This is a genomic window from Bacillus sp. K7 (assembly GCF_053903245.1).
Genome location: NZ_CP096406.1, coordinates 805,138 through 818,293, shown reverse-complemented (window position 1 = coordinate 818,293; position 13,156 = coordinate 805,138). Strand labels below are relative to the sequence as shown.

General features: G+C 47.6%; 10 protein-coding genes and 1 pseudogene. 3 read left to right on the top strand and 8 right to left on the bottom strand.

The features are described 5' to 3' along the window. Positions 1 to 49: 49 nt before the first annotated feature. From M1D98_RS04010 to yfmT, 3 genes and pseudogenes are all read right to left on the bottom strand, one after another. Entirely contained in the window at positions 50 to 1,939 is a 1,890-nt protein-coding gene (locus tag M1D98_RS04010; RefSeq protein WP_268523308.1) for an ABC-F family ATP-binding cassette domain-containing protein, read from the bottom strand. A 133-nt stretch (positions 1,940 to 2,072) separates the two neighbouring features. Next, positions 2,073 to 2,438, bottom strand: a pseudogene (locus M1D98_RS04005) (methyl-accepting chemotaxis protein); the annotation flags it as partial. Positions 2,439 to 2,948: 510 nt separating this feature from the next. After that, positions 2,949 to 4,406, bottom strand: a complete 1,458-nt coding sequence (gene yfmT, locus M1D98_RS04000; protein WP_010330340.1) for a benzaldehyde dehydrogenase — start codon at positions 4,404 to 4,406, stop codon at positions 2,949 to 2,951. Positions 4,407 to 4,651: 245 nt separating this feature from the next. On the opposite strand from yfmT, the gene M1D98_RS03995 reads away from it, so the two are divergent. The 3 genes from M1D98_RS03995 (at position 4,652) to M1D98_RS03985 (ending at position 8,178) form a co-directional block, all read left to right on the top strand. After that, positions 4,652 to 6,037: an amino acid permease gene (locus M1D98_RS03995; protein ID WP_129550780.1), complete on the top strand. Its 1,386-nt coding sequence runs from the start codon at positions 4,652 to 4,654 to the stop codon at positions 6,035 to 6,037. A 92-nt stretch (positions 6,038 to 6,129) separates the two neighbouring features. After that, positions 6,130 to 6,837 (top strand): YjjG family noncanonical pyrimidine nucleotidase, encoded by a 708-nt coding sequence (locus M1D98_RS03990; protein ID WP_010330342.1) that lies wholly within the window; start codon positions 6,130 to 6,132, stop codon positions 6,835 to 6,837. Positions 6,838 to 6,948: 111 nt separating this feature from the next. Continuing rightward, entirely contained in the window at positions 6,949 to 8,178 is a 1,230-nt protein-coding gene (locus tag M1D98_RS03985; RefSeq protein WP_268523306.1) for an MFS transporter, read from the top strand. A gap of 28 nt (positions 8,179 to 8,206) precedes the next feature. Here M1D98_RS03985 and M1D98_RS03980 read toward each other — a convergent pair whose 3' ends face one another. Genes M1D98_RS03980 through M1D98_RS03960 form a run of 5 tightly spaced genes read right to left on the bottom strand, consistent with a single transcriptional unit; the run spans position 8,207 to position 13,023 of the window. Further along, positions 8,207 to 9,142: a putative nucleotide-diphospho-sugar transferase gene (locus M1D98_RS03980; RefSeq protein WP_456280030.1), complete on the bottom strand. Its 936-nt coding sequence runs from the start codon at positions 9,140 to 9,142 to the stop codon at positions 8,207 to 8,209. Between the two features lie 14 nt (positions 9,143 to 9,156). Beyond that, positions 9,157 to 10,320: a glycosyltransferase family 2 protein gene (locus M1D98_RS03975; protein WP_268539167.1), complete on the bottom strand. Its 1,164-nt coding sequence runs from the start codon at positions 10,318 to 10,320 to the stop codon at positions 9,157 to 9,159. Positions 10,321 to 10,348: 28 nt separating this feature from the next. After that, positions 10,349 to 11,260: a putative nucleotide-diphospho-sugar transferase gene (locus M1D98_RS03970; protein ID WP_456280218.1), complete on the bottom strand. Its 912-nt coding sequence runs from the start codon at positions 11,258 to 11,260 to the stop codon at positions 10,349 to 10,351. A gap of 23 nt (positions 11,261 to 11,283) precedes the next feature. Beyond that, the gene (locus M1D98_RS03965) at positions 11,284 to 12,252 is read right to left on the bottom strand and encodes a GDP-mannose 4,6-dehydratase (protein WP_456280029.1); all 969 of its coding nucleotides are present in this window, start codon (positions 12,250 to 12,252) and stop codon (positions 11,284 to 11,286) included. 6 nt (positions 12,253 to 12,258) lie between these two features. Then, a complete protein-coding gene (locus M1D98_RS03960; RefSeq protein ID WP_010329172.1) occupies positions 12,259 to 13,023 on the bottom strand; it encodes a glucose-1-phosphate cytidylyltransferase in 765 nt (254 codons plus the stop codon). Positions 13,024 to 13,156: the final 133 nt, after the last annotated feature.

Sequence of the window (13,156 nt, the reverse complement as noted above, 5' to 3'; positions counted from 1 at the left end):
TTTGTATATTGTGTGAAAAAAAGCGCGGCACCTGCGGGCCGCGCTTTTTTCAGCTTTCCAGCTCTTCGATCATGAGGGACAATTCTGTCCACCGGTCCATGGCAGCCTCAAGCTCTTCCGCCGTTTTCGCCTGCTCGGCCATCAGCTCTTGGATTTTTCCAAAATCGCTTCCTGCTGCGGCGATGTCAGCTTCGAGCTGATCATGTTTTTCTTCAAGCTGGGCAATTTTATCCTCGATTCCGTCCCATTCAAGCTGATCTTTGTAAGAAAGCTTTTTCCGTTTTTTCTTTGGCTCAGCTTCGGCCGGTTTTGCTTCAGCAGCCGGCTTTTCAGCTGTTTTTTTCGCTTTTGACTCCTCCATATAGTCGCTGTAGGAGCCTTGGAAGCGGGAAATGACGCCATTTCCTTCAAACACAATCAAACGGTCGACGACACGGTCAAGGAAGTAGCGGTCATGGGATACGGTGATGACAACACCAGGGAACTGGTCGATGTAATCTTCCAGGATGCTCAGTGTTTCAGTATCCAAATCGTTCGTCGGCTCATCGAGAAACAGGACATTCGGCTCCTGCATGAGAACCTGCAGTAAGTATAAACGGCGTTTTTCCCCGCCGGACAGCTTGCGGATGTACGTTTGCTGCATCGAGCGCGGGAAGAGGAAGCGCTCCAGCATTTGTTCAGCTGTAATGATATCGCCATCAACTGTTTTGACGATCTCCGCCGTTTCTTTTATATAGTCAATGACCTTTAGCTCGCCATTCATTTCACTATGATCCTGAGTATAGTAGCCGATTCTGACAGTCTGTCCGATCGTAATATGGCCGCCGTCTGGCTCATGACGGCCGGCAAGCGTGTTTAACAGCGTTGTTTTTCCGATGCCGTTTGGCCCGATGATCCCGATCCGTTCACCCGGTATGACCAATTCATTAAAGCGATCAACGAGGATGCGGCCGTCATAAGCGATCATCACGTTCTCCGCTTCAATGACCTGTTTGCCAAGACGGTGAGAGCCAATCGCAAAGTCGAGTGAACCCGATGATTGAGGGCCTTTCTGCTCCTTAAGCGCCTCCACTCGGTCAATTCTCGCCTTTTGTTTTGTGGAACGGGCTTTCGCTCCCCGTCTCAGCCAAGCCAGTTCGCGGCGCAGCAGGTTTTGGCGCTTCGTTTCCTTTTGCTCAGCCTGCGCTTCCCGTTCCGCGCGTTTTTCTAAAAACACTTCATAGTTGCCTTTGTACGTGTAGAGGCTGCCTCGTTCAAGCTCATAAATGCGGTTCGTGACACGATTTAAGAAATACCTGTCGTGCGTCACCAGTATGACAGAGCCGGGGTATTGGCTTAAATATCCTTCAAGCCACTCAATCGTTTCATTATCCAAATGGTTTGTCGGCTCGTCTAAAATGAGCAGATCAGCGGGCTGAATTAAGTTTTTGGCAATCGCCACCCGTTTTTTCTGGCCGCCTGATAGCTCGTTGACTGGCTTTGTTACGTCGTTGACGCCGAGCTTAGACAATACGGTTTTCGCCAAGGTGTTCGCATCCCACGCATGGTTTGCGTCCATTTTCGCCTGCGCCGCCAGCAGATGCTTCTGGCGCTGTTCATTTTCAGGGTCTTCCCCCAGTTCATACAGTGCTTTTTCATATTCGCGCAAGGTTTTCATCACAGCCGATTCACCGGAATAGATATGTTCCAGCACGGTTTGCCCCGCAGGCAGCTCCGGGTCTTGATGCAGAAATTCGACGTGCACACTGCCGGATGTCGTGATATCTCCCTCTTCAATAGATTCCAAGCCGGCAATCACCTTCAGCAGCGTTGATTTTCCAGTTCCATTCGGCCCGATTAATCCGATTCTCTCATTCTCTTCAATATGAAAGGAGATGTGGTCAAATAATGTCTTATCTCCGTATGTTTTATACAGATGTTCCGCTTTTAATATGCTCATGGTTCCTATCAATCCTCACGTAAGTTCATGTGTACATTTTAAATCAGCCGCTGGAATAAAACTAGTAAAACGTCAGACATATTTCATGGAAATAAAGGATAGAAAAAGACCGGGGACATTTGTCCCCGGTCTCTTATTCTTCCTCTAGCGCTTTTTCTGCCATTTTCGCGAGATGCTGCGCGCTTCCTGAAATCTCCTGCATCGTGGCTGAGATTTGTTCAACAGCGGCGGCTTGTCCGTCCGTATGCTGATTAATCGACTCAATGGATTCCTCCAGCCCTTTCAGCAGGCTGTGGATTTTTTTCGTGATCTGATCGATCTGGCCGACATTTTCTTTTGAGTGCGTTGCTAGCTTTCTGATCTCATCCGCGACGACAGAGAAGCCTTTTCCGGACTCTCCTGCTCTCGCCGCTTCGATCGCGGCGTTCAAGCCGAGCAGGTTGCTTTGGTCAGAAATGCCTTTCACGGTTACTGAGATATCGGCGATTTCACCGGCGCTTTCGCTGACCTTTTTCGCCTGGGAGGAAATGCCCGTCATTTGAGATGAAAAACCGTTGATTGAGTCAGAAATATCAGAAATGGCCGCGGCCGTTTGTTCAACGACAGCTGATAAGCTTTCCGCCACATCATGCAGCCTTGACGACTCCTCAAGGCTCGTTCCGAGGCCGACGCCTCCTACCACTCTTCCATTCTCGTCGTGGAGCGGGATAGCACGTGCAATCAATGGGAAGCCGAACAATTCTTTCGGAACCATGCTCGTCTTCTTCTGATTGGTGCGGATGGCATCTGTGATAATATCCCCTTCCTGCAGCGGATCACCGGCTTTTACGTTTAGCGAAAAGGTTTTGGCCGGTATATTCACAAGCAGTTTTTCCGTATCGTAAATGCCGATTGTAATATCATCTTGGACCAAGCTGTTTAGATAAGGGGCTACTTTAATAAACGCGTCCAGAAGGTCTGCCGTTTCTTTTTCCGTTCTTATGCTCAATTCCATTCACTCCTTTTTTTATTAATAAGGGAAGCTGCGTTTTTCGTGCTGGACCGAGATCCATTTCAGCGTCGTAAATTCATCAAGGCTCCACTCGCCGTTCAAACGGCCGAGACCAGATTGCTTTTCACCGCCGAAGGCCACATTCGGTTCGTCATTGATGGTCGTGTCATTGACATGAATCATGCCTGTTTCAACGCGCTTCGCAAAAGCCACGCCGCGCTCAAGATTTGACGTATGTACGGCACCGCTCAAGCCAAACGGCGTTTCGTTTGCGATATCCACCGCTTCGTCTTCTGAATCAAACTTCATGAAGGAAACGACAGGTCCGAACAGCTCTTCCTTGGCGATGCTCATGAACGGTTTCACGTCTTTTAAGATCGTCGGTTCCACGATCGTCCCGTTAAATCCGCCAAGCTTCACTGGAACAGCGCCTTCTTCAATTGCTTTTTCAACAGATTTCATCAGCCCGTCCGTCTGTCTGCTGTTGATTAATGGCCCAATAATCGTATCAGGGTCCATTGGATCGCCGACCTTCAGTGATTCCACTTTTGCCTGATACATTTCAAGGAACTTATCATAAATTGATGAGTGAACAAGTACACGGTTGGCCGACATGCAAATCTGCCCTTGGTGTGTAAATCGGCTGAACACCGCCGCATTGACCGCATATTCGATATCCGCATCCTCAAGTACGATGAAGGCGCTGTTGCCGCCGAGTTCAAGAAGCGGCTTTTTAAAATGCTTCATCGCAAGCTGGCCGATGTAGCTGCCGACTTTCGTTGAACCTGTAAACGAGATGATCCGCGGTACCGGATGTTCGACAAAGCTGTCTCCGATTTCTGCAATGTCTGTGACAACGACATTCAGCAGCCCCTCTGGAATTCCCGCGTTCTCAAAAATTCTCGCAATCAGCGTGCCGCCGCAGATCGGCGTTTCCTCATGCGGTTTGAGCACGACGCCATTGCCGGCTCCAAGCGCGGGCGCCACTGATTTCATCGATAAAAAGAATGGGAAGTTAAATGGGCTGATCACGCCGACCACGCCTGCCGGCACGCGATATAATCTGTTTTCCTTGCCGTCTATTGTTGATGGAAGAATTTTTCCGTCCATACGGACTGGGAACGTTGCCGCTTCTTTTATGATATTTTTCACAAGCCCGATTTCAAAGGCCGCTTTAAGTCTTGTTCCGCCAAGCTCTTCCATAATCAGATAAATGATGGCTTCTTCGTTTTCTTCAATATACGTGACGGCTTTTTCTAAAATGGTTCTTTTCTCAAACGGATTGACCGCATCCCATTTTTTCTTTGCCAGCGCCGCTGCCCGGTACGCTTCATCTACATCGTCAGCAGTCGCTTTTTGGAAAGTTGTGAATGTTTTTTGAGTATAAGGATTTTTGTTTTCCAATACATTTGGGCTGCTGCCCTCCTGCCATTTCCCGCCGATAAACTGTTTATTCAACTCTTCATATTGAAACATGGTCAGCATCTCCTTTTTAATCGAAAGTCATAATGTGGGCGAATCTATTGTTTCTATCGGTTCCCCCTGCATAAAATTGAATATCTTATTAGTAAATTACTATTCTATCCTACGACAACGCTGTTTCGCTTCTATCATTTAAAGCAAGAAAATATTATGTTGACTGCGCCAAATTTCGACAATATCATATAAGAAGAACTGTATATAATGATTAGAATATTTTGAATTTTTCAGGAGGAACTTTGATGAGTTCATTATTTAGAAAAAAAACGCTTGAAACATTGAGTGCGCAGAGCAAGTCAAAAAGCCTTGCCCGTACGTTAAGCGCATTTGATTTAACCTTGCTCGGCATCGGTTGTGTCATCGGTACAGGGATTTTTGTCATTACAGGAACAGTGGCCGCGACCGGTGCAGGTCCAGCTCTCATCATCTCGTTTATTTTAGCGGGTCTCGCCTGTGCGCTCGCCGCCTTCTGCTATGCTGAGTTTTCGTCTTCGATTCCAATTTCGGGTAGCGTGTACTCTTATTCCTACGTGACACTCGGAGAACTGCTCGCCTTTTTGATCGGATGGGATCTCATGCTTGAATACGTCATTGCGCTGTCGGCAGTTGCCACCGGCTGGTCTTCATACTTTCAATCCCTGCTTGCCGGCTTCAACCTTCATATTCCGGCCGCACTGGCAGGAGCGCCGGGGAGCACGCCGGGCGCCGTGTTTAATCTTCCGGCTGCGGTGATCATTCTCATCATCACTGCGATTGTCAGCCGAGGCGTCAAGGAAAGCACACGCTTTAACAACGTCATCGTCCTGATGAAAATCGGGATCATTTTATTGTTCATCATTGTCGGCCTCGGTTATGTCAAACCGGATAACTGGTCTCCTTTTATGCCGTTCGGGATGACAGGCGTCATCGTCAGCGCGGCAACTGTGTTCTTCGCGTATCTCGGGTTCGACGCGGTTTCTAACGCTTCAGAGGAAGTGAAAAATCCGCAAAAAAACATGCCCGTCGGCATTATTTCAGCTCTTGCCGTCTGTACGGTTCTGTACATCACGGTATCGCTTGTGCTGACAGGCATGATGCCTTATACGAAATTGGATGTTGGAGATCCGGTCTCATTTGCGCTGAAATTCGTCGGCCAGGATGCTGTTGCCGGGATTATATCTGTCGGTGCCATTATCGGGATTACGACGGTGATGCTCGCTTTGCTGTACGCTCAGGTCCGTTTGACGTTTGCCATGAGCAGAGACGGCCTTCTGCCTGGATTGTTCGCAAAGGTCCATCCGTCGTTTAAAACGCCTTTCCGCAACACGTGGCTGACAGGTATCGTTGCGGCGGGCATCGCCGGGTTTATCAACCTCGGAACGCTGGCCCATCTCGTGAACATGGGGACGCTGGCCGCGTTTACGGTCATTTCCATTGCGGTCATCGTGTTAAGAAAGAAACATCCGGAAATCAAAGCGTCCTTCAGAGTGCCGTTCGTTCCGGTTGTGCCGATCATCAGCGCAGGCATCTGCCTCTGGTTTATGTACAGCCTTCCCGGCGTCACATGGCTTTCATTTGCCATCTGGATCGCTGTTGGAACAGTGGTTTACTTCCTGTATTCGAGAAATCACAGCTTATTAAACAAATAATCTCATTTCAGCCGGCGGTGCCTCACCAGCCGGCTTTTCCCTTTTTTTATGTGCTATACTTTAAAGAACCTAGCAGAATGGGAGACAAACTGATGAAACAATACCGCACTTTATTATTTGATGTAGACGATACCATCCTTGATTTTAGAGCGGCAGAAGCATTAGCGCTTCGTTTGCTGTTTGAAGATCAGAACATTCCTTTAACAGATGAAATGAAGACGCAGTATCGAACAATCAATCAAGGCCTGTGGAGAGCCTTTGAAGAAGAAAAGATTACCCGTGATGAAGTCGTGAACACACGTTTTTCCGCTTTGTTCAAGGAATACGGTTATGAGGCGGACGGCGCTTTGCTTGAGCAAAAATACCGCAGCTTTCTCGAAGAAGGGCATCAGCTTATTGATGGCGCCTTTGATCTCATCTCAAATCTGCAGCACCGGTTTGAGTTGTATATCGTGACAAACGGCGTGTCTAAAACACAATACAAGCGTCTCCATGATTCAGGATTATTTCCGTTTTTTAAAGATATTTTCGTATCTGAAGACACAGGCTATCAAAAGCCCATGAAGGAATACTTCGATTACGTGTTTGAACGGATTCCCCACTTTTCAGCAGAGCACACATTAATCATCGGCGATTCGCTGACTGCCGATATCAAAGGCGGACGGCTCGCCGGACTTGATACTTGCTGGATGAATCCTGACATGAAACCAAATGAGTCAAAGATCATGCCAACTTATGAGATTCGCAAGCTTGAAGAGATGTATGACATATTGAATATCAAAAAAACCGTCAGCTGCTAATCAGGCTGATGTTTTTTCTTTTAGAAGCGTCTTTTTACCTCTTGATAAATTCTTCACCTTATGAATAATATGGTGATATGCTTTGGTTATATATGTAAGGAGGAGACTCACTTGGCTATCGCCGCCCCGCTAAAAGAAAAAACAGTTCAAAAACCCGGCACGACGGTATATCCGATTTTGATGATCATCGGCATCTGCCACATGCTCAATGATTCGCTGCAAGCCGTGATTCCGGCCATGTTTCCTATTTTGGAACGCTCCATGAGCCTGACGTTTACACAGCTCGGCATCATCGCTTTCACATTAAACATGGTGTCATCTGTCATGCAGCCTGTCGTCGGCTGGTATACCGATAAACGGCCGCGGCCGTACGCACTGCCAATCGGCCTGACCGCGAGCATGCTCGGCATTTTGGGCCTTGCATTTGCCCCGTCATTTGTAACGATCTTATGCTGTGTGTTTTTCATTGGATTAGGCTCGGCCATTTTCCATCCGGAAGGCTCCCGTGTGGCGTATATGGCCGCCGGCACCAAACGCGGGCTCGCCCAATCGATCTATCAGGTGGGCGGAAACTCAGGTCAGGCGATGGCGCCCCTGATCACCGCACTGATCCTTGTGCCGCTCGGCCAATTCGGCGCCGTTTGGTTCACGCTTGTCGCAGCGCTCGCTGTTATGTTGCTGCTGTATATTGCGAAATGGTACGCCGCACGCCTCGGAAGCCTTGCCAAGAAGTCCGGCAGCATACAGAAAACGGTTGAAAACAAGGCAATCTCCAAGTCTGTTGTATCTGCTCTTATTATGATTATATTTCTCATTTTTGCGCGTTCTTGGTACACAAGTGCAATCGGCAACTTTTACACGTTTTACGCGATCGATACATACCACGTAAGCATACAGCAGGCACAAAGCTATATTTTTGTCTTTTTGCTGTTCGGCGCTGTCGGCACGTTTCTCGGCGGCCCGCTCGCAGACCGTTTCGGAAAACGCTTTGTGATCCTCTGTTCGCTGCTGTGCTCGGCGCCTCTGGCGATTCTGCTTCCATTCGCAGGCCCTGTGCTCGCCTATGGCTTGCTCGCATTGATCGGCTTGGTGTTGATGTCCAGCTTTTCCGTAACGGTTGTCTACGCACAGGAGCTTGTTCCAGGAAAAATCGGCACAATGTCCGGTTTGACCGTCGGACTCGCCTTCGGGATGGGCGCGATCGGCGCTGTGGCGCTGGGCGCTCTGATTGACGCCGCGGGACTGACCCCGACAATGATTGCCATCGCCTTTCTCCCTGTTCTCGGCATCCTAGCCTTCCTATTGCCGAGCGATCAAAAGCTGAGAGAATGGCATAGCTGAAAAACCCCTGCCATGCGGCAGGGATTTTTTAATCCAGCTGTATAAAATGAGTGTCAGGCACTGCGTGTTTCGGGATAAAGCCGTCCGCAAAGTCGGGGAATGCCGACTGAATTTCGTCAATCCACCTTTTTAGGTTTAACACATACGGCATATAAATCATTTCAATTGTCGCTTCGTCTTCAATCCGGTAATACCAGCAAAGATTAAACTCTTTTTCCGTCACCAATGTAAACCCGGAGAAATGATAGAAAATCAGCGGTGTTTCATCTATATACACGCGTCCGTCCTTTTGTCCGACTTTATAGTTTTCAATATTCCAAAGCGCTGTATTGGCTCCGATTGATTTGACCACATGCACATCCTTATAATGCGCCGGCCATTTCTCCACATACCTTTGGTCGCCGTACGTCTTTCGTTCTGTATTCATTTCTACCGTACAAAATGCAACGCATTCCTGTCTCCACTGCCACACCGCTTCATATGCTTCCTTCGTATTTCCGGCACCGACAAAACCTGTATTAAAGCGGCCGGTCCGCTCATAATACGACATGAATCGCGGCGAGTTCCGGTGATCGGTCAAATATAGAGACGCCGCTGGGTTTTCGGCAAAAATACGTGCTGGATCAGAAAAGAAAAACAGATCGGTATCCATGTGGGCAAAGTATTCAGCATCCCCCCATTTGCTCATGACATGGAACAAAAAGGCGGGTTTTAATGTCCAGCAATATTCATGAAACGTTCGATTGCCTTTCGCTTGCAGCAGCTCCGGGTCTTCCATTTCATGCAGCTGCACAAAGGTCACATGCTCCCATGGCACGTGCTGAAGCAATTCATACGCTTTTTGATCGACACACAGCACATATAAATGAAAATCATTGCAATGCTCATGGAGAGAATGAATCATGGGCATGAGCTTAAAGATATGCGTCCTTGACACTATCGTTGAAAAATGAAATGTACTCACCATACCACATCCAATTATCTAAGATCCACGTGCAGCAAATCGTTGACAAGCGCATACAGCGCGTTGGCAAAATCGTTTACGCCTAGCTTTTTCTTCGCTTTTGGCAGAAGCTTACGGACAGATTGCAAATCAAAGTTTTTCGCCGTCACCCTCGGGGCTTTCTTTTGCCAGTCCGGGTCAATATTGCGTTCTTTAACAACATGGAGCAGCTCAAGAAACACATTCAGCAGCATATCGTATTTCTTAGATTCCAAAAGCTTATGAATATCAGCCATGATGCCGTTCGTCATGTCAGGCGGGAACGGCCCGTTAAAAGCGAGATGAACGTCTAAGGACCGGATGTTGTTATATTTATCGCACATATAGGCAATATTTGCCCGAATATCGTCCACAGACTTACAATTGCTCGGGTGCTCCTGATGAACACTGACGATGTCGCGATGCAGCCTGAACGTCAGTCCGGCCTGATGTAGCCTGATCCCAAGGTCATAATCCTCAAACCCGTACCGCACAATGCCTTCATCAAATAAACCGAGATCAATCACATGCTTGCGTTTGACAGAGGAATTATTTGTGATAAAAAAGCGCCATGGCATATGATAGCCTTTCAGGTCATCGCCGTACTCAACTAAAATCTGCTTGAGTACGTCAATAAAGTCGGTATCAAGGTCAAAGCTTTTATCCAGAAAGCTTCCGTTCTTGATATCCGCTTCCTTCAGCAGCTTTTGTTTGTCTTTTTTCGGCATTTCGTCTACGAGCTTTGCGAGCTGTTCCTTATGCTCATCTTCAAACCGTTCGTAATAAAAACTGTAAATCCGTTTCCAAAACAAACCGCATACGACGAGATTCTCTTCGTTCTCATGGGCCTTGATATGCTTTGCCACAAGGTCCTTTGCCGCGAGCATATCGCTGTCATGAAAAATCAGGATATCTCCTCTGGCATTGCGAAGCGCCTGATTTCGTCCGTACGCAATGCCCCTGTTTTCTTTAATCCTTGTAAAAACGAGCGGAAAATCCGCTTGAAACGACTCAAGCATCGAGAGCGTTCCGTCCTCAGATCCATTGTCGGCTACAATGACTTCAAATTCTTCATCGCACTCCTGCTCGTTTAACGACAGAAGGCTGTTATAGAGACGCTCCTTTGAATTATATGCAGGAATAATCACGCTTGCTTTCACTTCATTTTCACTTCCTGTATTTAATCATTTATTTGTTGTCATCTTTTGAAGCAAAACCGTTAAATTCAGGGTCTAACGTGTTGATGTGCCGAATGATATGCGGCAGTGTCTTTTGATACAGCTCATGCACAAACGGCAAGTCTGTACGGGTTGTTTCATGGATCTGTTTGATTTCATTGAGGCTGACGATTCGGTAGCCGCTGAAATGGTAAAAGATCAGCGGGCTGCCATCCTCCAACACGATCCGGCCATCTTCCCAAGAAAACGTATGCTGTCCGTAGTTCCAGTGGCCAATGTTCACACCGGGTGTCGTAATGTCACACACATTCGGAAACAGCTCAGACATATAATCCAAATAGCCCTGATCACCGAATTTCCCTTCACCCGGGGCATTTTTGCATTCCTCAAGACAGCGTTCCTTCCACCACTCCAAACAGTCCATGCCGGCATCATCATGCTTGAAGCTGATAAAACCCGAGTTATATTTGCCTAAAAGACGCTGCAGCATGTCAATCTGCTCTCTCTCAAAGGAAGGGATGACGATATCCCCCCGTGAAAGGAGCACCGAGCAGTCCGGCTGTTTTTCAAAAACCAGTGATGGATCGGCGTAAAAAAAGAGATCCCCGTCAATATACGTCACACGCTCCAGTTCGGGATTGCTGTTCAGCACAGCTTGCAGAAAGATCGGCTTCATTGTCCAGCAGTACTCGCTTTGATCTCTTGTTTCCTTCAGCTTCAGAAGCATCTCATTTTCGAACGCGGCCACCGGCACAAGGTTCAGCTGCTTCATCTTTAGCTTCTGTAAGACGCGGTGCGTATCTTCATCCATGCATAACGTATAAATCGGACTGTCTTGATCAACTTGCTCCAACGACTTAAATAACGCGACTGCCTGATATAATCTTCCTTTTGATAAAACGGTGCAATATGCGCTGGTCACAGTCATGTTCACCTCGTTTCATATTACTTTTTGAAGAATTCCGTATACCACTCAATCGTTTTTTCAAGTCCTTCATCAATGGTGTAGGCGGGTGTCCAATTCAGCAGCTTTCTCGCTTTTTCCGCGGATAAATATTGATGTTTGATTTCATTGCTTCCCTGGTTCAGCACCTTCGGCTTCAGATTACTGTTCATTTTGTTCAAGATTTTTTCGACCAGTTCAAGTACAGTCAGCTGAATCTCATTGCTAAAGTTAAAGGCCTCTCCGGCAAGGTTGTTTTCCTCCATTTTTTCTGCCAGAAGCATATACGCCTGAACGGCATCTTCGATATAAAAGTAGTCGCGGACAAACGTGCCGTCACTGCGGATTTCCGGCGCTTCCCCGTTCAGCACAAGCTGAATCGTTTGCGGAATAATCCGGTTGAAGTTCAAATCCCCGCCGCCGTATAGGTTTCCGCACCGTGTGATGCAGACCGGAACCCCGTACGTATGATAATATGTGTGGCTAATCAGATCTGCGCAGCTTTTCGAGACGTCGTACGGATGCTTGCCTTGCAGCGGCATCTTTTCATCGTACGGAAGGTTTTCTTGGTCGCCGTAAGCTTTATCGCTTGAAGCGACAATGACCCGTTTGATGAGTGGGTGCTTCCGGCAGGCTTCGAGAATATTCCACGTGCCAAGAATATTCGCTTCAAAGGTCGAAATCGGGTTGCGGTTGGCCACGCCGACAATCGCTTGTGCAGCGAGGTGAAAGACGGTGTCAATTTCATACTCGCCAAGCGCGCGCTCAATCACAGGCAAGTCTTCAAGAGAGCCCCGCACAATGTTCATTTTCTTGATATGTTCTCCCTGATAAAGGTTGGATTGAGGCACATGATCCCTGACAAGCCCCGTCACGTTTGCGCCCTGTTCGATCAGCTCTTTCACCAAACAGCTTCCTAAGAGACCTGTACACCCCGTAACAAATACGTTTTTATTTTTCCAGAAACTCAAATCAGTTCACCATACCTTCCATACTTGTTGTCCTTGATCCCACATCTTGTTGACTTCTAAGAGGTTTTTATACGTATCGATAGCCGTCCAAAATCCGTAATGGCGGTACACGGCAAGCTCCCCGTCTTTGGCAAGGTTCTTCAGCGGTTCATCTTCGAACATCATGTTCCCGTCCTTCGGCAAATAATCGAAAACCTTGGGACTGAGAACAAAGAATCCGCCATTGATGATTCCGTCACTCGAGGTCTTCTCAGAGAATGTTTTCGCGATGCCGTCCTCAACCGTCAAGGTGCCGAACTGCGAGACTTTGTCAATGCCTGTGACAGTCGCGGCAGCTCCTTTTGCCTGATGATAGCTGATGAGATGGAAAAGATTGATATTGGCCAGCCCGTCTCCATAGGTAAGCAGAAACGTTTCATCGCCGATATAGTCTTTTGCCTGCAAGATTCTTCCAGCTGTCAACGTGTCTTCCCCTGTCTCCAAAAACGTCATTTTCCACGTTTCGGGCTGTCCCAGTATCTGCACCTCTCCCGTAGAACTGTCGAGAGTCAGGCTGTTATGCTTCCATTCATAGTTGAGAAAGTATTCTTTGATTTTTTCTCCTTTGTAGCCCAAAAGCAGAATAAACTCGTTCACTCCGTAGTACTGATAGATTTTCATAATATGCCATAGAATCGGTTTGCCGCCTATCATGGCGAGCGGTTTAGGAATGTCATTCGTGACTTCACTCATTCTCGTTCCTTTTCCGCCGCAGAGAATGACCGCTTTCATCTCTACCCCTCATCTCTATGAATATTGAGTTCGAAACCTGGTACAGCTTTACAATCTATCAAGGCGTTTCCCCGATAATTTGTCCACTTCAATACCGGTTTCAAAATCTACTGTAATGATATGAGAGAAAGCC

Coding starts and splice junctions, on each gene's coding strand:
- M1D98_RS04010 (WP_268523308.1), bottom strand. CDS start 1,939: ATGAGCATATTAAAAGCGGAACATCTGTATAAAACATACGGAGATAAG.
- yfmT (WP_010330340.1), bottom strand. CDS start 4,406: ATGTTTCAATATGAAGAGTTGAATAAACAGTTTATCGGCGGGAAATGG.
- M1D98_RS03995 (WP_129550780.1), top strand. CDS start 4,652: ATGAGTTCATTATTTAGAAAAAAAACGCTTGAAACATTGAGTGCGCAG.
- M1D98_RS03990 (WP_010330342.1), top strand. CDS start 6,130: ATGAAACAATACCGCACTTTATTATTTGATGTAGACGATACCATCCTT.
- M1D98_RS03960 (WP_010329172.1), bottom strand. CDS start 13,023: ATGAAAGCGGTCATTCTCTGCGGCGGAAAAGGAACGAGAATGAGTGAA.